21 protein-coding genes are annotated in these 26370 nt (G+C 58.7%); 10 read left to right on the plus strand and 11 right to left on the minus strand.

From position 1 onward, the window contains the following. Window positions 1-48: 48 nt before the first annotated feature. The 6 genes from ACR0JN_RS10755 to ACR0JN_RS10780 form a co-directional block, all read right to left on the minus strand. The gene (locus tag ACR0JN_RS10755) at window positions 49-645 is read right to left on the minus strand and encodes a cytochrome P460 family protein (RefSeq protein ID WP_480885536.1); all 597 of its coding nucleotides are present in this window, start codon (window positions 643-645) and stop codon (window positions 49-51) included. 567 nt (window positions 646-1212) lie between these two features. Beyond that, entirely contained in the window at window positions 1213-2913 is a 1701-nt protein-coding gene (locus tag ACR0JN_RS10760) for a Na/Pi cotransporter family protein (protein WP_480885538.1), read from the minus strand. A 70-nt stretch (window positions 2914-2983) separates the two neighbouring features. Then, window positions 2984-4336 carry a (R)-1-hydroxy-2-aminoethylphosphonate ammonia-lyase gene (gene pbfA, locus ACR0JN_RS10765; protein ID WP_480885540.1) on the minus strand — a complete coding sequence of 451 codons (1353 nt, stop codon included), beginning with the start codon at window positions 4334-4336 and terminating at the stop codon, window positions 2984-2986. A 109-nt stretch (window positions 4337-4445) separates the two neighbouring features. Beyond that, window positions 4446-5888 carry a phosphonoacetaldehyde dehydrogenase gene (gene phnY, locus ACR0JN_RS10770; protein ID WP_480885542.1) on the minus strand — a complete coding sequence of 481 codons (1443 nt, stop codon included), beginning with the start codon at window positions 5886-5888 and terminating at the stop codon, window positions 4446-4448. An 18-nt stretch (window positions 5889-5906) separates the two neighbouring features. Next, window positions 5907-7154: a phosphonoacetate hydrolase gene (gene phnA / locus ACR0JN_RS10775; protein WP_480885544.1), complete on the minus strand. Its 1248-nt coding sequence runs from the start codon at window positions 7152-7154 to the stop codon at window positions 5907-5909. Between the two features lie 20 nt (window positions 7155-7174). Next, window positions 7175-8362: a 2-aminoethylphosphonate--pyruvate transaminase gene (locus ACR0JN_RS10780; RefSeq protein WP_480885545.1), complete on the minus strand. Its 1188-nt coding sequence runs from the start codon at window positions 8360-8362 to the stop codon at window positions 7175-7177. Between the two features lie 121 nt (window positions 8363-8483). Between ACR0JN_RS10780 and ACR0JN_RS10785 the strand changes: the two genes are divergently transcribed. After that, complete coding sequence (locus ACR0JN_RS10785; RefSeq protein WP_480885547.1) at window positions 8484-9371, plus strand: LysR substrate-binding domain-containing protein; 888 nt, start codon at window positions 8484-8486, stop codon at window positions 9369-9371. A gap of 30 nt (window positions 9372-9401) precedes the next feature. Here the strand turns inward: ACR0JN_RS10785 and ACR0JN_RS10790 are convergent, their stop codons facing one another. The 3 genes from ACR0JN_RS10790 to ACR0JN_RS10800 form a co-directional block, all read right to left on the minus strand. Then, window positions 9402-11411, minus strand: a complete 2010-nt coding sequence (locus ACR0JN_RS10790; RefSeq protein WP_480885548.1) for a putative 2-aminoethylphosphonate ABC transporter permease subunit — start codon at window positions 11409-11411, stop codon at window positions 9402-9404. Then, window positions 11411-12541: a putative 2-aminoethylphosphonate ABC transporter ATP-binding protein gene (locus ACR0JN_RS10795; protein ID WP_480885550.1), complete on the minus strand. Its 1131-nt coding sequence runs from the start codon at window positions 12539-12541 to the stop codon at window positions 11411-11413. The genes ACR0JN_RS10790 and ACR0JN_RS10795 overlap by 1 nt, the downstream gene beginning before the upstream one ends. Before the next feature lie 135 nt (window positions 12542-12676). Beyond that, a complete protein-coding gene (locus ACR0JN_RS10800; RefSeq protein WP_480815976.1) occupies window positions 12677-13699 on the minus strand; it encodes a putative 2-aminoethylphosphonate ABC transporter substrate-binding protein in 1023 nt (340 codons plus the stop codon). Window positions 13700-14002: 303 nt separating this feature from the next. Between ACR0JN_RS10800 and ACR0JN_RS10805 the strand changes: the two genes are divergently transcribed. After that, the gene (locus tag ACR0JN_RS10805) at window positions 14003-15031 is read left to right on the plus strand and encodes a carbohydrate kinase family protein (RefSeq protein WP_480885551.1); all 1029 of its coding nucleotides are present in this window, start codon (window positions 14003-14005) and stop codon (window positions 15029-15031) included. A 78-nt stretch (window positions 15032-15109) separates the two neighbouring features. Here ACR0JN_RS10805 and ACR0JN_RS10810 read toward each other — a convergent pair whose 3' ends face one another. Next, entirely contained in the window at window positions 15110-15751 is a 642-nt protein-coding gene (locus tag ACR0JN_RS10810) for a TetR/AcrR family transcriptional regulator (RefSeq protein ID WP_480885553.1), read from the minus strand. 268 nt (window positions 15752-16019) lie between these two features. Here ACR0JN_RS10810 and ACR0JN_RS10815 point away from each other — a divergent pair, with 268 nt between their 5' ends. From ACR0JN_RS10815 to ACR0JN_RS10850, 8 genes are all read left to right on the plus strand, one after another. Further along, window positions 16020-17126, plus strand: a complete 1107-nt coding sequence (locus ACR0JN_RS10815) for a sugar ABC transporter substrate-binding protein (RefSeq protein WP_480885554.1) — start codon at window positions 16020-16022, stop codon at window positions 17124-17126. A gap of 90 nt (window positions 17127-17216) precedes the next feature. After that, window positions 17217-18182 (plus strand): ABC transporter permease, encoded by a 966-nt coding sequence (locus tag ACR0JN_RS10820; RefSeq protein ID WP_480815980.1) that lies wholly within the window; start codon window positions 17217-17219, stop codon window positions 18180-18182. Window positions 18183-18192: 10 nt separating this feature from the next. Then, window positions 18193-19701 carry a sugar ABC transporter ATP-binding protein gene (locus ACR0JN_RS10825; RefSeq protein ID WP_480885555.1) on the plus strand — a complete coding sequence of 503 codons (1509 nt, stop codon included), beginning with the start codon at window positions 18193-18195 and terminating at the stop codon, window positions 19699-19701. A 10-nt stretch (window positions 19702-19711) separates the two neighbouring features. Beyond that, window positions 19712-20653, plus strand: a complete 942-nt coding sequence (locus ACR0JN_RS10830) for an ABC transporter permease (RefSeq protein WP_480611752.1) — start codon at window positions 19712-19714, stop codon at window positions 20651-20653. Then, entirely contained in the window at window positions 20650-21684 is a 1035-nt protein-coding gene (locus tag ACR0JN_RS10835; protein ID WP_480885557.1) for a zinc-dependent alcohol dehydrogenase, read from the plus strand. The genes ACR0JN_RS10830 and ACR0JN_RS10835 overlap by 4 nt, the downstream gene beginning before the upstream one ends. Window positions 21685-21708: 24 nt before the next feature. Beyond that, on the plus strand, window positions 21709-22266 hold the full coding sequence (locus tag ACR0JN_RS10840) for a hypothetical protein (protein ID WP_480885558.1): 558 nt from the start codon (window positions 21709-21711) through the stop codon (window positions 22264-22266). Window positions 22267-22296: 30 nt separating this feature from the next. Then, window positions 22297-23799: an aldehyde dehydrogenase family protein gene (locus ACR0JN_RS10845; protein ID WP_480815984.1), complete on the plus strand. Its 1503-nt coding sequence runs from the start codon at window positions 22297-22299 to the stop codon at window positions 23797-23799. Next, the gene (locus tag ACR0JN_RS10850) at window positions 23799-25397 is read left to right on the plus strand and encodes a GMC family oxidoreductase (protein ID WP_480815985.1); all 1599 of its coding nucleotides are present in this window, start codon (window positions 23799-23801) and stop codon (window positions 25395-25397) included. Before ACR0JN_RS10845 ends, ACR0JN_RS10850 begins: the two co-directional genes overlap by 1 nt. A 71-nt stretch (window positions 25398-25468) precedes the next feature. On the opposite strand, the gene ACR0JN_RS10855 is transcribed toward ACR0JN_RS10850, so the two are convergent. Then, entirely contained in the window at window positions 25469-26287 is an 819-nt protein-coding gene (locus tag ACR0JN_RS10855) for an aldo/keto reductase (RefSeq protein WP_480815986.1), read from the minus strand. Window positions 26288-26370 lie beyond the last annotated feature (83 nt).

The following is a 26370-nucleotide window of genomic DNA, read 5'->3' on the forward strand; positions in this document are numbered from 1 at the left end:
GGCGGCCATCACCGGAAACGGGGGTGATGGCCACGAGCTTGCGAAATCTCAGTTGGCGCTCAGGATCGCGTAGAACCGAGTAAACACCATATCTTCGTCCGCGTTGTCGATATGGCAGGCTGCGCAGGCCTCGATCGGGGCTGCTGCTGCGGTTTCCGCGTAGGGTGGGGCGTGGTGGCCGAAGTTGAAGTAACCCCAGTTGTTGCTGTCGGCAAAACGCGACGAGTCCTTGACCGCGATGTCGATCCCGTTGAATCCGGCCGGGAAATATCCCTGACCCGAAACCTCAAGGCGCGACCCGTCCTCTTCCTCGCCCGGTTGGGTCAGTTGCAGTTCTTTCAGCAAGATGGTGCCCTCGGGGAACTCGCCTGTTTGCTTGTATTGCGCATAGGCGGTGGGGTGCATGTAGACGTTATGATATTCGGGGAACCCGGCCTGTCCGCCATTCAGGGCGTTCGGGGTCAGGGGCGATCCCAGGAACACCCATTCGCGATACCCTTCCGGCAAGATCAATTGGCCATCATCCGTCCATTTCGGCTGCCAGTCATCCGACTCCTGCGCGTTTACGGATGGCGCGAACTGGCTCAACACCAAAGCAGAAGCCCCGATTGCAGCGCCCAAGGTCATTACTTTCAAGAGAGTCATTGCAGCGTTCCTTTTGATTGCTCCAGCACACAAGCTGTGGCTTTCCGTTGGGGGTGAGTGAGATAAAGTTAAACGAGCGATCTGTACGCAGAATGCTCAAAGAGACAGAATCTATTGCAGGTCGTACGGCGCGCTGGCGTAACGATAAATCTACCGTGATGCAGCCGTCAGATGGGCCGCCTTTCAGGGAAGGAACCAGCGCCCGCAAGCGCCCACACACCGGATCAGGTTACTGGCGAATTCTTGGATGTCAGACGAGTTGCTGTTGTCGACGCTCTGGTCGATAACCCCGTTTGCCGATGCTGCCGTGAAGCCCATCCAAATACCGGACCTCAAGGCGATTACACCCTGATGGATGTTGACGATTGCCATCAAAAGAAATTTAGCATCGCTCGATGCGCGCCACAGCCTCAGGCGTCTCTCCCCGTCCAAAGGTCTGGATTTAGCATCCAATGATTACCTAGGCCTGTGCAACTCCGCTTTTCTTCGCAATTGCGCTGTTTCGGAAATGAGCCGGGACGTACCCTTTGGGACTGGCGGTTCCTGACAGCTGAGCAGTTAAAACCCTTAAGTATTTTCGTGGGGTTTCAAGGTGGCCTCGCTCTTGTCCGCAACCTCGTTGATCAGCCGCGTTTCAAGCAATTGGCCGTTCCGGTAGAGGACGGGATAGGCAATGGCCGCGATGTGGCTGTTGAATTCACGGAAGGCGCGCAGAGTTTCCAGATGTATGTCGCTCGTTTCGAAACTCTCAGTTGAGCCGTGCTGTAACCGGCGCAGGTGGCGCTTACGGCTATCACGTTCGACCCGTTTGATTTCGGTCTTTTCCAAACTCAGAAGGCGCGCGCTTTCCAGATCGTCTGAGATCAGGACATTCGAAGCCAGCTTCATATTGGCCAGAATGCCTTCGTGCATCTGCACCAGCTCCGACCAGCCTTCCTGCGAGAAACTGGAACCCTTGGCGCGCATTTCGCCAGCCAGCACAGTCAGGCGTTTCGCCACAACGTCCCCTGCCGTTTCCAGACGGATGGCAAATTCCATTAGATCGCGCGCTGTTTTTGCGTCCTGTTTTGCATAGAGCTCTGGCGGGATCGCGGCGACAAAGGCGCGAATACCCGAAAGGCAGTCGTTTACGTCTTCGTCGATGGCCTGAACGGACCGGATTTGTTGCTTGTCGCCGCTGCGGTACAATTCCAGGACGGGGCGGAACATGGTTTCGACCAGATCGCTCATCCGCAGCAGCTCGCGCTTGAGACTTGGCAGGGCCTGATTGGGAGTTGCGACATGTTCCATGTCCAGCGCGCTAACCGGTTTTGCGGGTTGCGCATGCTGCTCTTTCTTCTGATCCGGCAGGAATGTCTCGAACAGTCCCTGCAGACGTCCACAAAATGGTAGGGCCAGAACCAACAGCGACAGGTTGAAGGCAAGATGCACGTTGACCAGCATCTGGCCCCCTTGCGGGTTGCCCAAAAGCCCGGTGCGCAAGGCTAGGTTGGCGGCGAACAGGGCTATCAATGCCCAACTGCCCCGGAGCGCGAGATTGGCATAGGGTATGCGCCGGGCGGTGACAGGCATCCCGCGCGTTAGCCAAACCGGAATAAATGCCGATCCGAAATTCGCGCCAAAGACCAGTGACATGCCCGCTGCAAACGGAATTGCACCGATCTGCACCAGCGTTACGCACATGAGGATGGCCGCTACAGAGGAGTGCATCACAAAGGCCAAAGCTCCGCCGACAAGGAAGGCGGTGATATAGTCGCGGGCCAGATAATCGGCCACCGCAGGCAAAAACGCACTGTCACGGATAGGGTCCATGGCCTCGCGCAAGAACCTCAGAGAGATCAGGATAAAGGCGATGCCCATCAGAATACGCCCAAGCTGCCGGGCTTTTTTGGCTTCGGTTTTGACGAACAGATAACCGCCAATGGCCAACAGCAACGGCACAAGCCAGTCCAGTTTGAACGACAGGATCTGAATGATCAAAGCCGAGCCCAGGTCGCCGCCCAGCACGATGGCCAGCCCAGCCGGAAAGCTCAGCATCCCGCTTGCGGCAAACCCCGAGCTTAGCAGGGCCACAGCTGCTGAGCTTTGCAGCACAATCGCCATCATCACGCCCACCAGCGAGGCCTGCAGGTAACTGCGCTGCTGCGTCATAACCCGCTGGAACGACGCGCCATAGCTGCGCTCGATCCCGGTGCGCACCATGCGCACCGCATAAAGCAGCAGCATCGTCGCACCGGCGAGGCTGATCAGAAAAGTAACTATTGCCATGCCGCGCCTCCCTTTCTTCTGAATTCAGGGAGAGTGCATTTTGGCGAGATCTTTGGGGTTACATTTGCGATCAAATCTCTTCCTTGATTGCTGCAATGACGATGTCGAGGGCCCGGTCCAGATCAGTGCGCGAGATTGTCAGCGGCGGCGACAGGGTCAGCACACAGCCTTGGCTGATCTTGAAGCTCAGCCCGGCGTCCAGACAGGCATAGTAAATCCGCTCGGCACGGGCGTTACCGGGTGTTTTCTCGATACGGTCTTCAACGATTTCGACCCCGAACATTAGGCCCCGTCCCCGGATATCTCCGACGATTGGGACGTTCTGGAGCTCGTCCATCAGACGGTCCATTGCGTGATTGCCCAGATCGTCCGAGCGCTGAACCAGCCTCTCATCCTCGATAATCTGGAGCGTGGTCAGCGCCGCGCGGGCCGTCACCGGGTTCTTTTCATGCGTATAATGCCCAATCGCAAAATCGCCGCAGACATCCAGTTGCGCGCGCGCGACACAGGCGGCGATGGGCAGGATGCCTCCGCCGAGGGATTTGCCCAGAGTCACGATGTCAGGGATGATTTCGTCATGTTCAAAGGCAAACATCTTGCCGGTTTTGCCCAGACCTGTGGGGATTTCATCCATGATCAGAAGTGCACCGTGCCGGTTACAGGCCTCGCGCACAGACTTCCAGAAGCCGGGCGGCGGTACATAGGGAACCGCGCGCATCGGTTCGGCAATGACGGCTGCGATGTCTCCCTCGCGCTCCAGCACAAATTCGACCATTTTGGCGCAGGCGAGACCACAGGTGTCGGGCCCCGCGTGGTTATACGGGCAGCGATAGCAGGCAAACGGGGCCACGTGCTCGGCACCGGGCAGTAGAGGGCCAGCAATGTGGCTGCGAAACGTCGCCTCGCCGCCAACGCTTGCGGCCCCGAAACCCGCACCATGGAAGGCATCCCAGAAACTGATCGTCTTGAACCGCCCCGTCGCCGCGCGGGCGATTTTCAGGGCTACTTCGTTGGCATCGGAACCGCCGGTGGTGAACAGGGTTTTGCCGAGGTCTCCGGGTGCGATTTCAGCCAGTTTTTCGGCCAGTTCGACCGCCGGGTCATTGGTGAAACGGCGCGGCGCAAAGGGAAGATCGTCCAGTTGCGCCTTGATAGCGGCGATCAGCCGGGGATGACTGTACCCGATGTGATGAACCGAGTTGCCATGGAAATCCATGTAACGCCGCCCGTCTTTATCCTCGATCCAGATGCCTTCGGCCTTTGCAATCGTGCTGACGCAAGGAGAAGACAGCGACTGATGCAAAAAGACATTTGAATCGCGTTTCAGCAAGGGTGCAGATTTCGGTCCGATGGATGTGTTCAGCCACGTCCTCCGTGCCTCGGAAGTGTTTGATTCCCCTTCTGTATGCACGATTTGCGACATGGCTCTCTTTCTAAGTTCTGCCCGACAGAAACGGCGGACCCGGTCTGGCCCGCAGTTATTGCATAGGAATCGTTTGATGCCCCGCCCGCAACCGGGTAGGGCAAGAATTTTAGCCAGGCCAGGGCAGCGAATAGGTTTTCACGTTGGTGAAGAACTTCATCGCCTCAATGACACCTTCCTTGACGCCGTTGCCCGAGTCCTTGATGCCGCCAAACGGGGACATCTCGATCCGGTAGCCCGGTTGTTCCCAGATGTTGCAGGTGCCCACGTTGAGCCCGTTGATATAGGCGATGGCGCGGTTGAGGTCGTTGGTGCAGACACCTGAGGACAGGCCGAACTCGGTGGAGTTCGAGATGCGCATCACCTCTTCATCATTGTCGGGCACGCGGACGATGGGGATGATGGGGCCGAAGGTTTCCTCCATCACCAACTCGCTGTCATGGGGCACCTTGTCGACCACGATGGGCGGCAGCAGCGCGCCCTGACGACCGGGGTGGTAGAGGATTTCTGCGCCCTCTTTCTCGGCCATGTAGACGCGGGTCTCGAACAGCTCGGCGGCTTTGTCGTGGATCACGCAGCCCAGTTCGGTCTCGGGGTCCTGCGGGTCGCCGAACTTGATCTTCTTGGCCTTCTCCAGCACCAGCGGCACGAATTTATCCACCACGCTCTCCTGCACCAGAATGCGCTTGATCGCGGTGCAGCGCTGGCCCGAGTTGCCGGTCGCTCCGGCCACGGCAATGGTGGCGGCCTTGTCCAGATCGGCGTCGGAAAGGTCGTTCAGAACGATCAGCGGGTCATTGCCCCCCAGTTCCAACGCCTGACGTTTATAGACCGCTTTCGAGGCAATCATCTTGCCCACCGGAACACCGCCCGTGAAGGTGATGATGTCGATCTTGTCATTGACGATCATCTCTTCGCCAATGTCCTGCGGCCAGCCAGTGACCACCTGGAACATCTCGGGCGGCAGGCCCGCTTCGTACAGGATATCCGCCAGCGTCAGCGCCGTCAGCGGCGTCAGCTCGGTCGGTTTGCAGACCATGCAATTGTTCGACGCGATCGAGGGCGCGATCTTGTGACTGACCATGTTCAGCGGGTGGTTGAAGGGCGTGATCGCGCTGATCGCGCCCACCGGTTCGCGGGTGGTGAAGATCTTACGGTCTTTGCCGTTGTGGGTCAGATCGCAGGAAAAGACCTCGCCATCATCTTTCAGCGCCTCGGCGGCGGCGAACTGATAGACGTCCTGCGCGCGCTTGGTTTCGTAGATCGCGTGCTGGTGGCAGATGCCCAGCTCCAGCACCAGCCATTTGGCCAGATATTCGCGGCGCTCGCCGATCAGCTCTCCGGCACGTTGCAGGATCTGGCTGCGCTCGTACCGGGTCAGCTTCGGCTTGTAGGCCGCTGCGATTTCAAAAGCCTTGCGGGCGTGCTCGGCCTTGCCCGCGGGGACATGGCCAATCACTTCGTTGGTGTAGGGGTAGAGAACCGGCACCGTCTCGTCGGTAAAGACGATCTCGCCGCCGATGCGCATCCCCTCGTTTCTGATCTCAGGCACGGTTTGGTCCTTCATGGCTTATTGGGCCGCTGCCGTGGCGGCATAGAAGAACGCATCGAAGTTGCGTAGCTTCTCGGGCTGGTCCGGCAGGTCGATCACGCGGTTGACGATGAAGGGCACTTCCTGCTCGGTCAAGCCGCCATGGCTGCGCAGAGGTTCCTTCAGAGCAGCCAGATCGTGACGGTCTGCCGAGGTACCGATGGTCATGTTCTCGCCCGAGATCATCACAATGTCACCGATCCGGTCAGCAGGCAGTTCAAAGCGGCGGATGGCTTCTTCCTTGTCGATCACAAGGATCAACTCGTCACGGGCGTCCAGCTTTGCCATGATGTCAGCCTTGTCCGTACCTTCGGGCAGATAGGCGGTGGCAAACGCTCCAAGCGCGCCGTGGTGAACCACGTAGGGATCAGTAATCGGCAGGATCACGCGAGCCTGACCTTCGCCCAGCCATTCATCCATAAGGTCCTGTGCATAGATCACGTTGGGCTCGCCTGCTGTGTTGTGCTTAGGCTTCATGCCGTGATCGGCGGTGACAACGATGGCTGCGCCCATCTCATCCAGTTGCGCGAGGTACTTGTCGAACATGGCGTAGAAATCCAGCGCGCCCTGTTGTTCAGGGGCGAACTTGTGCTGGATATAGTCGGTGGTCGACAGGTACATGATGTCGGGCTTGAACTCTTTCAGCAGCTTGACGCCTGCGGCAAAGACGAATTCGGACAGCTCTGCCGAATAAACCTCGGGCACCGGCATGCCCAGCCATTCACTTGCATTGTCAATACCATGCTCGGCCTTGGTGGTCTCACCCGAGCGTTCCGAGGAGAAAGCAACCGCGCGGTCTTCGTCGAATTTCAGGCCCGCGCCCAGCAGCGCGCGCAGCTTGTCCTTGGCGGTGACCATGGCAACGCGATAGCCCGCCTCGTAGAACTGCGAGAAGATGGTCGGCGCGCGCAGGAAGCGTACGTCGTTCATCATCACCTCTTCGCCCGAATCCGGGTCGATCAGGTAGTTGCCGCAGATACCGTGCACGATCGGCGGGCGACCGGTGGCGATGGACAGGTTGTTAGGATTGGTGAAGCTGGGGATCACCGAATGCGCCAGGCGGTCGGTGCCGGTCTCGCGGATGCGCTTGAGCGTCGGCATCAGGCCCTTGGCGATGGCCACTTCCAGATATTCCGGCTCACACCCATCCAGACAGATGGCGATGGCGGGAACCTTGGGGGCCGGGTAGACGCGTTCATTCGCGGTCACGGGGGTTTGGATGGTCATTTGAGGGGGTCCTTCGTTTCTTATGCGGCCAGTTTGGCGCGTTCTTCCAGCGCAAGAGCCGGAGGCGCCGCGCTGGCGACCCCCATCTCGGCCAGGGTTTCCTTGGCGGCAGCAACAACCTGCCGCATCACATGCTCATCCATCTGCCCGATGCAGCCGACGCGGAAACTGTCCACAACCGTCAGCTTGCCCGGATAGATGATAAAGCCCTTGTCCTTCATCAGATCGTAAAAGCGCGAGAACACGAACTTCTCGTCCGCAGGGCAGAAAAACGTCACGATGATCGGGCTCAGCCAGCGGTTCTGCAGCAGCGTCTCGAAGCCCAACTCGCGCATGCCCGCGACCATCACGTCGCGGTTGCGGGTATAGCGCGCACCGCGCCCTGCAACACCGCCCTCGGCCTCATGCGCCTTGAGTGCTTCAAGGAAGGCCGCAACCACATGGGTCGGCGGCGTGAACCTCCACTGGCCGGTCTTTTCCATATGCGCCCATTGCGCATGTACATCCAGCGACAGCGAGTGGCTGTTGCCCTTGGCCGCCTCAAGCTCATCCTTGCGGGCGATGATAAAGCCAAAGCCCGGCACGCCCTCGATGCATTTATTGGCCGAGGACACCATCGCCTCATACCGAATCTCCGAAGGCTTCAACTCGATCGCGCCAAAGGCCGACATCGAATCGATCAGCAGCTTGCGACCCGCCGCATAGACGGCCTCGGAAATCTCCTCGACCGGGTTCAGAATGCCCGAGGACGTCTCGCAATGGATCGCAACCACATGGGTGATCGCAGGGTCCTTGGCCAGAATCTCGGCCACTTCCGACCCGCGTGGCGGCAGGTAATCGCCCTTGTCCAGCACCAGATGATCGCGGCCCAGATATTCCAGCGTCTGCGCGGAGCGTTGCCCATAAGCCCCATTCGCCAGCACCAGCGCCTTGCCATCCTTCGGGATGAACGAGGCCAGCATCGCCTCAACCGCAAAACTGCCCGAGCCTTGCATCGGAACACAGTCAAACGCCTCGGCACCTTCACCCAGCAACGCCAGCAGCCGCGCCCGCATATCCCGCGTCATCGCCCGGAAATCATCATCCCAGCTGCCCCAGTCCCGCAACATCGCCTGCTTCACTGCATAAGACGTCGTCAAAGGCCCAGGCGTCAGCAGATATGCCTCACCCAGTTTTGGGGGCTCTAAGGCAGTGTCGGGTTGGGTCATTGCACAAGCTCCTGAACAGCGTTTCAAGAATACAATTGCAGCAACGAATTCCATATGTGAAATTGTAAAAATCAATCTAATAATAGGTGCAGCTTATGCATGATGTTTGGGGAAGGACACGATGCGACATAGCCAATTAAAGGCCTTTCACTACGTCGCCAAATACGGCGGATTCTCGCGCGCGGCCGAGGCACTTTTCCTGACCCAACCCGCCATATCGGAGCAGGTCCGCAAGCTTGAACAGGATCATGATCTGCTGCTGTTTCTGCGAGAACGTAAACGCGTGCATCTTACCCCGGAAGGGGAGCGGCTTTTTCGTTTCACGAAGCAGTATTTCGAAATCGAGGATCAGATTGAGGATTACCTGTCCGAAACAAAAGCGGTGATTGATGGCGAGTTACGGATCATCGCCGATTCCGCACATCACCTGACCCGGTTTCTTGGCCCTTTTCGAAAGAAGTACCCCGGAGCCCAGATTTCAGTACGGTCCGGCAATACCGAAGAAATCCTCGAGGAACTGAGGTCTTACAACGCAGAGATTGGCGTTGTCGGCAGCGTTTCGCCCGGCAAGGATATGAGTATTCTCAACCTCGGATCGGCCGAGATCGTGGCCTTTGCGGCCCAAGGTGTCTTGTTGCCGTCCAAATCGACCCTCTCGCTTAGGGAACTGGCCGACCTGCCGCTTATTTTCCGAGAGCAGGGATCGAAAACGCGCCAGAAACTGGAAGAAGAGGCCAAGAAAAGCGGCGTTGTCCTAAAACCAGCGATCGTTGCCGAAGGGCGGGAGGCCGTTCGGGAACTGGTGGCCTCGGGCGCAGGTATCGGTTTTGTTTCGCAGGCGGAATACAGCCATGATGATCGTCTCAGGCAAATCCGGTTGAAGGATATCCACCTGCATATGGACGAGAGCCTTGTGGCCCTATCTCAGCGCCGGGAGGTGAAGATCATCCGAGCCTTCATGGATTTTGCGCGACAGGCTTTGGACGCAGAAAAAACCCCCGCCGAATAATTCCAGCAGGGGTCCAGTTCACGTCTTAGGTCAGCGATTTCGCCAGGCCTGTGTCCGGCTTAGAACGCCTTTTGAGGCGATCATGTGCAAAATACGGGCCGCCGCATTGGTGTAGAAGATCATCATCCCCATAGCCGCCGCCGGAGCAATATCGCCCGCATCGTCCATGTTCAGCACCGCAATCGAGGCCAGCGTTGTCTTTGGCGAATACAGGAACACCACCGCCGACACCGTCGTCATCGCGTTGACGAACAGGTAGATCGAGATGTCCAGGATCGCAGGCATACAGACCGGCACCGTCACCCGGGCAAACAGTTTCATAGTGGGTTGCTTGAGCGAGGCCGAGACGGATTCGAACTCGGTATCCATCTGCTTTAGCGCGGTCACGGCGGTCAGATGAGACACCGTGTAGAAGTGCGTCACAGTGCAGATCACCAGAATGGCCATCGTGCCATAGATCGCGTTCAGCGGGTTGGCCGGGTTGTTGAAGAAGAAGATGTAGGCCAGACCCAGCACCATCCCGGGGATCGCCATGGGTAGCATGGCAAACATCTGGAACAAAGCGCGTCCGGTTTTGAACCCGTTCGACTTTTCAACTAGGTAAGCCCCGAAGAACACGACAGATGTCCCGATCACCGCCGTCAGCAGTGCCAGTTTGATCGAGTTGAAATAGGAGGCCCAGCCGCCGCCATCCATCTTGTTAAACTGATAGTTGTTCAGGCTCAGGCTTAGATCATAGGGCCAGAACTTGATCAGCGCCGCAAATTGGCAAACCGCCAGCAGGCCCACGATGAACAGTGCCACCATGGAACAATAAATCAGCATGATGCGGTCGGTCTTCGGGTTCGGGTTCGGTTGATAGGGCACCGAGCGCGCCGACAGCAGCGCCACCTGTTTCGACTGCACCAGACGGTCGATGGCAAAGGCCAGAATCGCGGGCACCACCAGAACAACCGAGACAACGGCGCCCATCTCAAAGTTCTGTTGGCCGATCACCTGCTTGTAGATGTCCACCGCCAGAACGTTGAACTGGCCGCCGATCACCTTCGGCAGGCCGAAATCGGTGATCACAAGGTTGAACACCACAAAGGCCGCCGAGATCAGACCATAGCGCGCGCCGGGAATGGTCACCGTCCAGAAGGTGCGCCAGGGGGTCGAACGCAGGCTGGAGGCGGCCTCGTACAATCGCGCGTCCGAGATTGCCAAGGCCGTCGAGATGATCAGGAACGCATGCGGGAAGGTGAAGAAGACCGAGCCGATCACGATGCCGATCGGCCCGTAGATACTCGCTCCAAACAGCAGTTCTTTCAGCATGCCCTGATTGCCGAACAGATAGACCAGCGCGATGCCGGGCAGCAACGATGGTACAAGGATCGGGGCCATGGCGATCAGCCGGAACACACCCTTGTAGCGCATGCAACTGCGGTTCAGCGCATAGGCGAACCAGAAGGCCAGCGTGACGGTGATGATCGTGCTGACGACCGAAATCCAAAGCGAGTTCTTGATCGAGTTGAACAGGGCTGGGGTCGAGAAATAGCTGACAAAGTTGTCTGCACCGGTCGATTGCACCGGGCGCAATTGCACGCGGCGGAACGTATTGGAATCCAATTCGACCCAATCGGTGCCTTTTTGCAGGTTCGATCCGACCAGAAACCGACCATCCGGTACGGTATTCCGGATCTGGTACATCACCGGGCTGCGGAAGCTGAAATCAGGGAAGAAGGGTGTGACGGAAAGCCGCCCATCCGAACCGGTCGAAAGCTCTTGATCGCTATAGGCGCCGGTCTCGGCGTTCAGTTGCGCCCCGTTCAGGATCGTGCCGTCAAACACGCCGCTGTCGTCGCTGACCTGAAATTCGTACTGCGACAGTTCCATCCGATAGGTCGAGAACGACTTGGACAGCATCGCCCAAAGCGGAAAGGCCAGTGTCACAACCAGATACAGCGCGATGACCATCATGCCGCCGCGCATGATCAGGTCATCGCGGCTCAGCTTGCCCTTGATGATCGGGCCCGCGGGCAGAGAGGTGGTGTCGGTCATCAGCCCTCCTCCGCCGGGGTGAAGGCCATCAGGCGGTTGCGGGGCAGTTCGATCATCATCTGCTCGCCTTCTTCAAGACCTAGACGGCGCACCGCGTTGATCGAGAAATCCGCGATCAGTTCCTCATCACCGAAAATCTTGTGCGACAGGCGGCAGCGCCAGAACGAGCCCAGAAATTCCATTTCGGTGATCAGAACTTCGAACGCGTTTTCCGGCGTTGTTATGATGTCCGGCGCACCTGGCGAGCGCGCGCCTTCGCCGTGTGGAATCAGATCTTCGGGCCGGATCGCTGCGACGATGCGGGTGCCTTTCTTGTGATCATGGGCCATGCATTTCAGGACCGAGCCGCCCAGTTCAAGCGTTTCCGTATCCCCGGCTACGGAATGAATCTGGTTCATCTCACCGATGAAATCGGCCACAAACAGGTTCGCAGGGTGGCGGTAGATTTCCGTCGGGGTTCCAACCTGCTCGATCACGCCGTGATTCATGACGACGATTCGGTCGGCCATGGCCAGCGCCTCTTCCTGATCGTGGGTCACCATCACGGTGGTCACGCCCAGCTTGCGCTGCAATTCCTTGATTTCATGACGCAAATGCACACGCACCTTGGCATCCAGCGCCGAAAGCGGTTCGTCCAACAGCAACAGGCCGGGATTGGTGGCAATGGCGCGTGCCAGTGCGATCCGCTGCTGCTGACCGCCTGACAGTTGGGCTGGGTATTTGCTGCCCTGATCTGGCAGACCGACCAGGTTCAGCAGTTCGGCCACGCGCACCGCAATCTCGGATTTACTGCGGCCCGTGTTTTCAAGCCCGAAGGCAATGTTCTTTTCGATCGTCAGGTTCGGAAACAGCGCGTAAGACTGGAACACGATCCCGAAATCACGCTCGGACGGGGGCAGGTTCGAGACATCCTTGCCATCCTGCATGACCGTCCCCTTGGTCTGCAGGTCCAGCCCCGCAATGGCGCGCAACAGCGTGGTTTTGCCGCAGCCTGAGGGCCCCAGAAAACAGATGAATTCACCTTCGTTGATGTCCAGCGAGATATCCCTGAGAGCCAGAAAATCACCAAAAGCTTTCCAGAGGTCTTGGATACTCAGATAGAGATCACCGGGGGAGGTTTTCTTAAGCACTGGGAGCGGTCCTTGAGCTTTGCGCAGCGGCCACGACAAAGAATGGCCGAAGATTACGCCGCGCAGTTCACGAGTGTTGTAGAGGAAATGTTAACCAAAGGACGGAGGGGCGTTAAGCCCCTCCGTCTTGAGTGGTTATTCTTTGGGTTCCGACTTTCCGTCGTAACGCTCTTGCCATTCCTTCAGGATGGCGGCGCGGTTGTTGGCGGCGAACTCGAAATCATTTTCGATCATCGCGTCCAGCAGGCCGTCGGGGAAGTGCTCGACCGGTTTGGCGACACCGGGCATCGCGACGACCGCGTAGCCTACGTTATACATTTCGTTGGCTTCCTTGGTGACCGAGAAATCAACCAGCTTCTGTGCGGCTTCCAGTTTGTCGGTGCCCGCAACGATTGCGGTTGCTTCCATGTCCCAGCCAACGCCTTCGCTTGGAACGATGATTTCCAGCGGTGCGCCTGCGGCTTTGGACTTGGCGCCGCGGAACGCAAACGAGATGCCGATCGGAATCTCACCGGCAGCGGCAAGCTTGCACGGTTTCGAGCCCGAATGCGTGTAGCGCGCGATGTTTTCGTGCAGCGCGTCCATGTATTCCCAGCCGCCGTCTTCGCCGAACATTTGCAGCCAGCTCGAGACGTCAAGGAAACCGGTGCCCGAAGAGTTCGGGTTCGGCATAATGACATGACCCTTGTACTGCGCGTCGGTTAGATCTTTCCAAGAGGTCGGCGGCGTCAGGCCCAGCTTTTCAGCTTCGACGGTGTTGTAGCAGACCGAGGCAACCCAGGCATCCATGCCGACCCAGCTGGGCACATCGCCGCTGTCGACGAACTTCGCATCCAGCTTTTCCACGCCAACCGGCGCATAAGGCTCCAGCATGTCTTCCGATTTCAGCAGGAGAAGCGAGGTCGCCGCCAGACCCCAAACCACGTCGGCTTGCGGGTTGTCACGCTCGGCCAGCAGCTTTGCGGTCACGATGCCGGTGGAATCACGGACCCAGTTGATTTTGATGTCTGGGTGAACGGCGTTGAACTGTTCAGCGTAACGAGCCAGGTCTTCGGCTTCGACGGCTGTGTAAACAGTCAGCTCGGTTTCGGCGGTGGCTGCGGTGGCCATCAGGGCACCGGCAACGACCGCGGCAAACTTGGAAGTGGTTTTTTTCATGTTTTCCTCTGTTGCGTTTTTTATGACACTAACGCCATTCTCTCGCGGCGCTTCTCATATGAAGGACGTGTGACAGCAGTGTGACAGGTTTGTCAGTCAATAGAAATCGATTATACCTTCCAAACCATAGGTAAAACTTATGAGGTTCCGGGCACGGTGAGAAGCGCCATTTTGGAACCTGGCCCATTTGGTGCATTCAGACAGGAAGTTTATGGAGTGACTCATTTCGCCACCTGATCGCGTTTATGTGGTTAGCCGCCAGTTTGCCGGGACTTAATTCCGATTTTAAAATAAGGTTTCCTGATGAGTATCGGTACGCCACAGCGGCGCGGCGTTCTGGCCGCAGGCAATTTCATCGTTGATCATGTCAATATCGTCGAGGCTTATCCCGAGCAGGACGAATTGGCGCTGGTGCTGAGCCAGTCGAACTCAAACGGCGGCGGTCCTTACAACCTGCTGCATGCGCTGGCAGCTTTGGGGGCGCGGTTTCCGTTGCAGGCCAAGGGCATGATCGGGAATGATGCCGACGGCCAGTGGATACTTGATGACTGCAATGAACATGGGATTTGCACCAAGGGGCTTGGCCTGTCACCGGATATCGGGACCTCGTGGACCGATGTGATGTCCGTAGTATCCTCGGGGCGCAGAACCTTCTTTCACTATCCGGGGGCGAACGCAGAACTGAGTCTCGGCGACGTGGATTTTAGTGCCACGGACGCACGCGTTTTCTATCTGGGCTATCTGACCATGCTTGAGACGCTGGACAGGTTCGCCGCAGACGGGCGCACTCTGGCCAGCCATGCGCTTCAACGTGCCAGCGCAGCGGGTATGGTTACGGCGGCGGATTTGGTCAGCAGACCGCACCCGGATTTCCGGACCATCGTTACAAGCTCAGCCCCGTGGTTGGATTATCTGTTTCTGAATGAACTTGAGGCAGGCTGGCTGTTGCAGCGGGAATTGAGTGCGGTGTCGCATGACCTGACTGCACTAGTGGAACCGGCGCGCGCGGTATTAGGTCTGGGGGTCCGCAATGCCGTCATTCTGCATTGCCAGCGCGGCGCTGTCTGTGTCGCCCGGGAATCACCTGCCATCCTTCAGCCAGCGCTCGGTCTTCCGCACAACCGGATCAAATCCGGCCTTGGGGCGGGCGATGCATTTGCCGGGGGTTTCCTGTTTGGCCTGCATGAAGGCTGCGACACTGAAACATCACTGCTCTATGCTGTAAGCGCGGCGGCGTCCTGCATCATGTCCGAGACAGCAAGCAGTGGTATCCGTAGAATCGAGGACTGCGTCGCGCTGAGCCGGGAATTCGGATTTGTAAGCGACGCATGAGCGCAGCTTGCGGTCTTCATTTTCATTGTCCAAAGCCCACCCGGGCGAGCGGTTGGCGAATTTGAGGCCCTACCAGGCCTAGTCTGTTCGAACAATCCGCATAATGCTCTCGACGTTAAAATCCAGACGTTCGTTCAAGGCTTGCTGATCCATCATGTCGCGTTGAAACAGGTAGGACCCGGTAAACCGATTGGTCAGATAGTAGAAACCGATGGCGGCTATGGTGATGTTTAACTGCGTTGCATCTATGCCTGTTCGAAACTCGCCGCTGTCCTCACCGCGTTTCAGAATGTGTTCGACCATCGCGACCAGCCCACGGGTTGTGTCAGGCAAGCTGGACAGCGTTTTTATGTGGCGGGCACGGTGCAGGTTCTCGCTGTTGACCAACGTGATGAACTCGGGGTTTTTCAGGTAGTATTTCCATGTGAACCGAACCAGAGATTCCAACGCCTCGGAAGGTGAAAGCGCTTCGAGGTTCAGTTTGCGCTCGGCGCTTCGGATGTCGAGATAGGCGGCTTCCAGAACAGTGCGAAACAGGTCCTCTTTGCTGCCAAAATAGTGGTACAACATGCGCTTGTTCGCGTTGGCGCGTTCGGCGATTTCATCCACCCGCGCGCCGCCCAGCCCATGTTTCGCAAATTCCTTTTTGGCGGCCTGCAGGATGCGTGCCTTGGTGGCTTCGGCATCCCTTTTCCTTTTGATCGTCGGCTTTTCGACCACGGCCACCTCCTTTTCACGCCGTTGTCCCGGCGCAGCATGTCTGGTCAGAGCATTTCGCACATAAGGCCGAGGTTCTTCAACTCTTCCCTGCCAGTGGCTGTTTCCGACCGCTCTTATCCAAGTCTTAACGCTTGACACATCGTTTCGTAAAGAAGTAACTAGTTAGTGCATTAAGGGCGTGCAATGCCGCTGTGCGGGATCGTCGCCGGGGAGAGGCCGACGCGCGAGAGCCTTCGATCCCATGTGTTGGTGAAAAAGGGAGGACACTATGTCATTCATCAAGAAGTACATCGAACAGGAGACGATAACCCGCCGTAACCTACTGCTCGCATCCGCCTACGGGGTGGGCGGTGCCGCGGTTTCCAGCATGCTTGGTGGAATGGCACGCGCAGCGATCACGGACCCGACGGTTGCATGGTCCTATCGCAACCGGACGAACCCTTACTGGAACGAAATCGTTTCGGGTGGTGAGGCGTTTGTGGAAAGCTTAGGCAAGCCCAAGGATTTCCTGACCCACCTGATCAACGAAGGTTCGTCAGAGAAATCGCTGGCCGATGTCAAGGCGCTGCTGTCCAAGACCAATGGCGAATTGGCGCTGGCCATCGACACCAACGACGCGCCCAACGCGCGCCCGGTGGTGGAAAGCTGCGTTGAGGCCGGGGCCTATGTCTCGACCCTTTGGAACAAGACCGATGACCTGCATCCGTGGGATTTCGGCGACAACTATGTCAGCCACATGAGCTGGTCCGACGAAGGCCCGGCCGAGCAGACCGCGCGCATCCTGCTGGACGCCATGGGCGGTTCGGGTGGCGTTGTGCATCTGGGCGGTATCGCTTCGAACAACCCGGCAATTGAGCGTCTGGCCGGTCTGAAGAACGCGCTGAACGACTATCCGAATGCCGAATTGTTGGCCGCCGAGCCCGCCGACTGGGACACGCAAAAAGCCAACCAGGTCATGAGCGCCTTCCTCACCCGCTACGGCGACGACATCAAAGGCGTGCACTGTGCCAACGACACCATCGCCTATGGTGTGCTGGAAGCCCTGCGCGCCGAAGGGATCGAGGACATGCCCATCGTGTCCTATGACGGCAACCCGCAGGCGGTTGAACTGGTCGGCGAGGGCAAGATTCTGGCCACCGTCTTCACCAACCCGCATTGGGGCGGTGGCATCACGGCGGCGCTGGCCTATTACGCGGCCACCGGTCACTTCAAGCCGTCGGATGAGCCCAATGAACACCGCGAATTCTACGGCCCGACCATCATGGTCAAACCCGAAGACGCGCAGGCGTTCAAGGCCGAGTATCTGGACAGTGTTCCGACCTATGACTGGAAAGATTTCTGGTCCACGTCGAACGGCCAAATCCAGTACAAATAAAGTGAAGGCGGGCCGGTTGTCGCGACCGGCCCGTGCATTCGGGCCTGCGCTATAAGCGACGCCGCCAATTCACTCAGTGGGAGGAAGCACGTGAGCAATGTGCTGACACGGGATGTGCTGATCAAATGGGCGCCCCTGATCGTCCTTTTGGTTCTGGTCCTGTTTTTCACAACGATGGAGCCCCGTTTCTTTTCACTGCGCAACTTTGCACGGATCGGGATTTCGTCGGCACCGGCCCTGATGGTCGCGATTGGTGTGACCTTTATCATCATCATGGGGTCGATTGACCTGTCGATGGAAGGCACGGTGTCGGTCTGTGCGGTGGTGTTTGCTTTCGCGTTTATTGCTCTGGGTGGAACTTTGGCGTCCTGGGCCTGGCTGGCCATCCCGCTGGCGCTTTTAGTGGGGGCGGCTATCGGGCTTGTGAACGGGCTTGTGCACGTGTTGCTAAAAATCCCGTCCTTCATGGCCTCGCTGGCGATGGGGTTTGTGGGCACCGGCTTTGCCCTGCTGCTGACCGGCGGCGACCGCATTCGGGTCGAGGATGATCTGTTCCGCGCCCTTCTGACCGAGCGTTGGTTCGGCTTCCCAATCATGTGCTACGTCGCGCTGCTGTTCCTGTTGATCGCCTGGTTCATCCAGTCGCGCACGACGCTGGGCCGCAACTTCTATGCCGTGGGCGGGGGTGAGGAACTGGCCCATGCCTCGGGCCTGAACGTCAATCGCGTGCGGATCATGGGCTTTGCGCTGGCGGGTATGTTCTATGCGGTCGGCGCGTTGCTGGCCGTGGGTCGTATTGGTATCGCCGAGACTGCGACGGGGTCGAATTTCATGTTCGTCTCGATCACTTCGGTCGTGGTTGGCGGTACCGCGCTGTGGGGCGGGATCGGTGGTGTTTGGAACACTCTGATCGGGGTTCTGATCGTCAACGTCATCAACAACGGCATGGTGGTGATCGGGTTGCCCGGCTACGTACAGGACGGTGTTCTGGGCATTCTGGTCATCGCCGCGGTGGTTCTGTCGACCGACCGTAAATCCGTAACCTTCGTGAAATAGGGGCGGGCAGATGTACGAACTGATCAATGTCGACAAGAAATTCCCCGGCGTCCACGCGCTTAAATCCGTGGATTTCAAGATCGGACGGGGTGAGATCGTGGGTCTGGTCGGCGAAAACGGCGCAGGCAAGTCCACCCTGATGAAGGTCATCTATGGCGCCTATCAGCCCGATGGGGGCGACATAACCATCGACGGCACCAAGGTCCGGTTCCAGAACCCACGTCAGGCGATGGACCATGGCATCGGAATGGTGTTTCAGGAACAATCCCTGATCACCAACCTGACCGTGATGGAGAACATCTTTCTGGGGTTCGAGCAGCAATTCGTCAGTTATGGCGTGATCAACTGGAAAGCGATGGCTGAGGCCGCCGCTGCGCAACTGGCCAAGGTCAAGCTGGATATCGACCCAGGCACCACGACCTCAAAACTGTCCTTCGCACAGCGGCAGCTTGTGGAACTGGCCAAGGTGCTGACGTTGGAGGAACGGATCGACGGCGACCTGGTCATATTGCTGGACGAGCCGACCTCAGTATTGGCCAAAGAAGAGGTTGAACTGCTGTTCTCGCTTGTGCGCGAACTGACCAAACGCGCATCCTTTATCTTTGTCAGTCACCGCATGGACGAGGTTCTGGACCTGTCCGACCGGATCTACGTGATGAAGGACGGCGAAGTCGTTGACGTCGTCGCCCATGACGAGGCAGACGTGGATGCGATCCAGCACAAGATGGTGGGTCGCGACGTCGACAAGGAATATTACCGCGAGCAAAAGCAGAAGCCTTTTCAGTCTGATGCTCAACCTCTGGTGGCTTTTGACGCGGTCTCGGCAGACGGTAAGTACGCGGACATCTCTTTCGATCTGCATCCCGGAGAGGTCCTCTGCCTTGTTGGCACCGAAGGTTCAGGCCGCGAGGCGGTCCTGCGTACGATCTTTGGTTTGGAAACGCCCACTTCCGGCACGGTGAAGCTAAAGGGGCAAGCGGTTGGCAAGTTCAATGCGCAGACCGGTGTCAGCAGCGGCGTGGGCTACATCCCGCGCGAGCGCAAGGTCGAGGGCATCGTGGCGGGGATGAATGTTTATGAAAACATGACGCTCAGCCAGATGGGCAACTACGCCAATTCCGGCGTGCTGCGCATTGGCGAGGAAAAGTCGCTGGCAAACCAGTGGATCGATCGTTTGGCAATCAAGACACCCGATGTCTACAAGGACTGCGGCGGTCTGTCCGGTGGCAACCAGCAAAAGGTGGTGCTGGCCAAATGGCGCTCCGCTGGGTCGGATATCATCCTGCTGGATCACCCGACGCGGGGTCTGGATATCGGGGCCAAGGAAGACGTCTATGACATGGTGCGCGAGATGTCGGATGACGGTGTTGGGATCATTCTGGTGGCCGACACGCTGGAAGAGGCCATTGGCCTGAGCCACACGATCATCGTCCTGAAAGATGGCGTTGCGCAGAAACGTTTCGATTGCCGCCCCGGCGACAAGCCGTCGCTTTATGACCTTGTCCACCACATGATCTGAGGCCGGACCCATGAGTTTTGAACGCATCAAACCCCATCTGCCCTGGATCACGCTGCTGGCGCTTGTGCTGGCGGTCGGTCTGGCGGATGCGAACTTTCTGCGGCCCGCCAACCTGATCTCGATGATGGCCGACATCGTACCGCTGTTTATCATGGCGCTGGGAATGACCTTTGCCATCTATATCGGCGGCATTGATCTATCGGCGCAGTCGGTGGCGAATATGACCACCGTTGTGGCCACGATTGCCCTGCCGACATTCGGGATCGGAACCGCGCTGATCTGCATCCTGTCCGGAGCCGTGCTGGGCAGTATCTCGGGCTATGTGACGACGCGACTTTATGTGCCGTCCTTCATCTCGACGCTTGCGGTGGGCGGTATCGCCTTTTCGGCGGCGCAATACATGTCGGGGCAGCGGGCGCTGTTCATGGATGCCACGCTGCGGGATTCGACCTTCGGCTGGATGACCGGCTCGGTCGCCGGTTTGCCAGCCGAGTTGATCATTGCCGCGGTGCTGGTGCTGGGCGCGTGGTTTTTGCAATCGCGCACCACCTTTGGCCGCGCGCTCAAGGCGGTGGGCGCGGGGGAACCCGCTGCCGTTGCCTCGGGCCTGAATGTGAACCGGATCAAGATCATTGCCTTCGCCCTGTCCGGCGGGCTGGCGGCGATTGCGGGCCTGCTGTTCTCGGTGAAACTCTCCGGTGGTTCTCCCACACTGGCGAACGGGTTCCTGCTGCCTGCAATCGTCGCGGTTTTGGTCGGGGGCACGCCGCTAACCGGAGGGGTCGGAGGGGTGATCAACACGCTGATCGGCACGCTGATCGTCGCGGTGATCCGATCCTCGATGCTGTATTTCGAGGTTGATGCCACCCAGCAGCAGATGGTGTTCGGCCTGATCCTGATCGGAGCGATTGCGCTGACCATCGACCGGACCAAGCTGAGGGTTGTGAAATGACGCAGACCATGAAAGCCGCCGTTTTGGTCGAACCGGGCCGTTTTGAGGTGCAGGGCGTGCCCCGCCCCGAGCCCGGACGCGATGAGGTTCTGGTGCGTATTTCTCGCGTCGGTATTTGTGGCACAGATATGCATATCTTCAACGGTCACTATGCAGCCGAGAACCTGCCCCTCATACCGGGCCATGAGTTCACCGGCACCATCGCCGAGCTGGGCGAGGGTGTGACGGGTCTGACGGTCGGCGCACCGGTGGTGGTCGACATGAATATCGGCTGCGGTTCCTGCTATTGGTGCCGCCGCAACGAGATTCTGAACTGCCCAGAGATGCAGCAGATGGGGATCACCATGGACGGGGCTTTTGCCGAATATATCTCGGTTCCTGCCCGCCTTGTGATCCCGGCACCTGACGCGGTTTCGGCTGAGGTTCTGGCACTGACCGAGCCGCTAGCCTGCGTGGTGCGCTGCGCGCGCAAGGCCAAAATCACCTTCGGCCAGTCTGTCGTGGTTCTGGGCGCGGGGCCCATCGGCAACCTGCATGTGCAATTGCTGCGAACCATCGGGGCGGCCCCGATCATCGTGGCGGATTTGTCCGAGGACCGGGTACAGATGGCGCTGGAGGCTGGTGCGGACGTGGCTGTAACCGACCCGGCAGAACTGGAAGAAACGGTTCTGCACCACACCGACGGGCGCGGCGCCGATGTGGTGATCGAAAGCGTCGGGCTTCCTGCGCTTTATGAACAGGCCACCCGCCTGATCCGCAAAGGCGGGCATATCGCGGCCTTTGGCCTTACTGGTGCAGGCGAGACTCTGCCGGTCGACATTCTGCAAACCATCCTGCAAGAGAACTCGATCAAGGGCTCTGTCGCGGGGATGGGGCAGGATATGCACGACTCCCTGACCCTGCTGAGCCATGGCCGCATCAAGACCGAATTCTTTACACAGGCCACATACCCGCTGGATCGTATTCAGGAGGCATTCGACAGTTTCCCGGATCGACCCGCCGACCTGAAAACCCAGATTGTTATGACGTAAACGCCAGAGAGGGAGGAGCTCAGCATGACCGTCGAAGTCTATACGTCCAAACCGGAAGGCATGATCCCCAACAGCCGGTTCCCGCTGCTGATCCATCGCGGGGCCATTCCGGGCGGTGGGGTTGATGCCGTCAAAGCCCGCTTCCGAGCAAATGGCTGGGGCAACAACTGGGAATACCCCGGTGTGTATGAGTACCCGCATTTCCACTCAACCTCGCACGAGTGTCTGGGCTGTGCATCAGGTTGGATGGAGTTCAACCTGTCTGTTGAAGGCTGGACTCGGGTCCGGATCGAGGCAGGCGATGTTATCGTCATGCCCGCAGGCGTCAGCCACGAGATGGTCGGTCGTTCCGAAGATATCATGATGTGCGGCGGCTACGCCGGGGGCCGGGACTGGGACAATATTCAAGAGGCGTATCTGACGCCTGAGATGTTTCAGGCCGCCTCCAAACGGATCATGATGCTGCCGATCCCTGACAAGGACCCCGCGACCGGTGATGTCCTGCATCAATGGCATGACGCGCCGTCTTCTGTGGATGGCGGTTGGAATGACTTCCGCGACGGGCTGGACGCATCCGCGTAGCCCACCCCCCTAATTCGGAGCCTTTTTCTGATGGACCAAAACAGCCAGATTCTGACACCCCCATCCGAGCCGCGTGCCTTCGGGTTCTTCATGGATGGCAACTGGGTGCCCGCCGGGGATCGCGACGTGTTCGAACGCTCTTCGCCCGGGCATGGCGTGCCGGTCACGCGAATTCCGCGCTGCACCGAGGATGATCTGAACGCCGTTGTCGCTTCGGCTCGCGCGGCGTTTGATGACCGGCGCTGGTGTGGCCTGTCCGGGGCCGACCGCGCGGCAGTGTTGCTGAAAGCGGCGGATCTGATCCGCCAGCGCACGGATGAGATCGCCTATTGGGAAACGCTGGAAAACGGTAAGCCTATCTTTCAGGCGCGGGCTGAGGTCGGCGGCTGTGTGGGTATGTTCGAGTTCGCCGCTGGTTTGGCGCGGGCGCTGCATGGGGACAGTTTCAACAACAGCGGTGATGGCGCAATGGGTATCGTCACGCGCGAACCGGTTGGTGTTGTCGGGCTGATCACCCCGTGGAACTTCCCGTTCTTGATCCTGTGCGAGCGGGTGCCATATATTCTCGCCTCGGGCTGTACCATCGTCTCGAAACCGTCCGAAGTGACAAGCGCCACAACGCTTCTGCTTGCGGAAATCCTGTCCGAGGCCGGGTTGCCCGACGGGGTCTTCAACGTGGTCACAGGATCGGGCAGCGTTATTGGCCAAAAACTGGCCGAGCATATGGATGTGGACATGCTGTCCTTCACCGGCTCGACCGCTGTGGGTCGGTCTGTGGTTGCAGCCGCTGGTCAGAGCAATTTCAAGAAGCTGGGGCTGGAATTGGGTGGCAAGAACCCTCAGATCGTGTTCGCGGATGCGGATCTGGAGGATGCTGCCGACGGCGTGGCCTTTGGCATCGCGTTCAACACAGGTCAGTGCTGCGTGTCGGGCGCGCGGCTGCTGGTGGAACGCTCGGTCGCGGACCGGTTTGCCGAAATGGTGGCCGAGAAATTGCGCAAAGTCCGCGTGGGCGATCCGCTCGATGAACGCACGCAGGCTGGCGCGATCACTACGGATGCGCAGAACCGCACCATTCTGTCCTACATCGCGAAGGGTCAGGAAGAGGGCGCGACCCTGCTGACTGGTGGCACCACGCCCGAAATCTCGGGCGGGCAGTATATTGATCCGGTCGTGTTCACGGGTGTGACCAACGACATGGCCATTGCGCGGGAAGAGATTTTTGGCCCCGTTCTGGTGGTGATCCCGTTCGATACGATTGACGAGGCGATCTCGATTGCCAACGATACTGAATACGGGTTGGCGGCCAGTGTCTGGACCAAGAATATCGACAAGGCGCTGACAATCTCGCGCCGGGTGCAGGCGGGTCGGTTCTGGGTGAACACGACGCTGGCCGGTGGCCCCGAACTGCCGATTGGCGGGTTCAAGGCCTCGGGCTGGGGGCGTGAGGCCGGGATGCACGGGGTCGAGGAATATACGCAGGTCAAGTCGATCCATGTTGAGATCGGCAAACGCGCGCATTGGGTGGAGTAATGGCGAAAAACGGATATGACTATGTGATCGTCGGCGGCGGATCGGCAGGTTGCGTTCTGGCCAATCGCCTGACCGAGGACAGCAGCGTTCGGGTGCTGATGCTGGAAGCGGGCGGCAAGGACAGCCACCCGCTGATTCACATGCCTGTGGGTTTCGCCAAAATGACCGCCGGGCCGCACACTTGGGGCTTTGACACGGTGCCCCAGACACATGCCAACAACCGCGAAATCCCCTATGCTCAGGGCCGGGTTCTGGGCGGCGGCAGCTCGATCAATGCCGAGGTGTTCACGCGCGGCAATCCTGTCGACTATGACCGCTGGGCCAATGAAGAAGGCTGCGATGGCTGGTCCTTCGAAGAAATCCGCAAATATTTCATCCGGTCTGAACGCAACGCAATCCTGTCCGGTGACTGGCACGGCACCGACGGCCCGCTGGGGGTGTCGAACCTTGAGCCGCAAGAGATGACCCGCGCCTTTGTACGCTCCTGTCAGGAGGCTGGGCTGCCCTACAATCCCGATTTCAACGGCCCCAAACAGGAAGGGGCCGGGGTCTATCAGACGACAACGTGGAATGCGAAACGCTGCTCGGCTGCGGTCGGGTATCTCAAACCGGTTCTGTCACGTCCGAACCTGACGGTTGAGACCGGGTGTCAGGTGCACCGGGTCGTGATCGAAGGTGGGCGAGCCACCGGTGTCGCTTATGACAAGGGTGGAGAGGTTCAGACCGTCACCGCGGATCAAGAGGTTCTCGTGACCTCGGGCGCGATCGGCACGCCCAAGCTGATGCTGCTGTCCGGAGTCGGACCCGCCGCGCATCTGCGTGAGCATGGGATCGAGGTAAAGCATGACTTGCCGGGCGTCGGTGAAAACCTGACCGACCATTTCGGCATCGACATCGTGGCGGAGTTGAACGGGCACCAAAGCCTCGACAAGTATAACAAACCGCATTGGGCCGCGTGGGCCGGGATTCAATACTACCTGTTTGGGTCGGGACCGGTCGCCTCGAACGTGGTCGAAGGCGGGGCGTTCTGGTACGCCGACCCCAATGCGCCAGTGCCTGACCTTCAGTTCCATTTCCTTGCCGGGGCAGGGGCCGAGGCCGGTGTGCCCAGCGTTCCCAAGGGCAGTTCGGGCATCACGCTGAACTCTTACACGCTGCGCCCCAAGGCGCGGGGCACCGTGCGGCTGCGGTCAAACCGGGTCGAGGACATGCCGCTGGTCGATCCGAATTTCCTCGGGCATCCGGATGATCTGAAAACCTCGGTCGAGGGGGTGAAGCACAGCGTTGAGATTTTCCGCCAGAGTAGCCTGCAGAAATACATCCGGCAAATCCGGTTTCCGGACGATAGCGTGAAAACCCAAGCGGACTATGAGGCTTATGCGCGCCAATACGGCCGGACCTCGTATCATCCGACCTGTACCTGCAAGATGGGTGTGGATGAGATGGCGGTGGTCGACCCTCAGATGCGGGTGCGGGGGATCGACGGTTTGCGGATTTGCGACAGTTCGGCAATGCCCAGTCTGATCGGGTCAAACACCAACGCGCCGACGATTATGATGGCCGAAAAAGCGTCCGATATGATCCGGGGCAATCACTGAGCACTCAAGCTCTCACGACTTGGGATTTTGCCCTAGTAAGGCGGCGCCACATCCGGCACCGCCCTCTTTGTTCAGTCCCACTTGGGGGCCCAGGGCACCAGATCCTCACCCACGATACGGAAGCCTGTATGGGTTTTGGCGTCGATCCGATCCATGTCGCTGCTGGACAGGGTGAAATCCATAACGTCGAAATTCGCGTCGATATTGGCGCGTTTGGTCGACATGGTGTTGATCGAAACGCCTTTCTGCAAAATCCAGCGCAGAACGACCTGACCCGCTGTTTTACCATAGGTCTTGCCGATCTCGTCGAAGATCGGGTGCTTGAAGACCTCTCCGCGTGCTACCGAGCAGTAGGAAGACAGGGGGATGCCAGTTTCCGTCGCCGCTGCCAGCAGCGTATCCTGATTCAGCAACGGATGGAATTCGACCTGATTTGTGATCAGCGGTGTGTCGATGATCTTGACCGCGTCGCGCATCATCTGGGCCGTATAGTTCGACACGCCGATATTCTTCGCCAGCCCCTTTGCGTGCGCCTGTTCCAACAGTTTCAGCGAAGGCGCAATATCCCCGCCAATCGGGGGCCAGTGCAGCAGCAGGACATCAACATAATCCAGCTGCAGCTTCTTCAGGCTTTCTTCGACCGAAGGGATGAACGCCTCTTCCGTGAAATTGTCGGGATGAACCTTGGTGGTTACGCAAATCTCATCCCGCGCAAATCCAAGCTCGGCCAAGGCGTCGCCAGTTTCTTTTTCGTTTTCATACATTTGCGCGGTGTCGAAAGACCGATAGCCCACGTCAGCCGCGATCATCATGGCGTCGCGCAAGTCACTTCCGGTCAGGGGAAATGTGCCGAAGGTACGCTGGTTGGTGTTCTGAAAATAGATGTTCATTATGATCCTCCCAAAGGACAAGCTTACAAGTAACTTACTGGTTACTTAATCTCGCGTCAATTCTGTGTTTGAGTAGAATTCTG

The sequence above is a fragment of the Ruegeria sp. G12 genome (genome assembly GCF_056533565.1).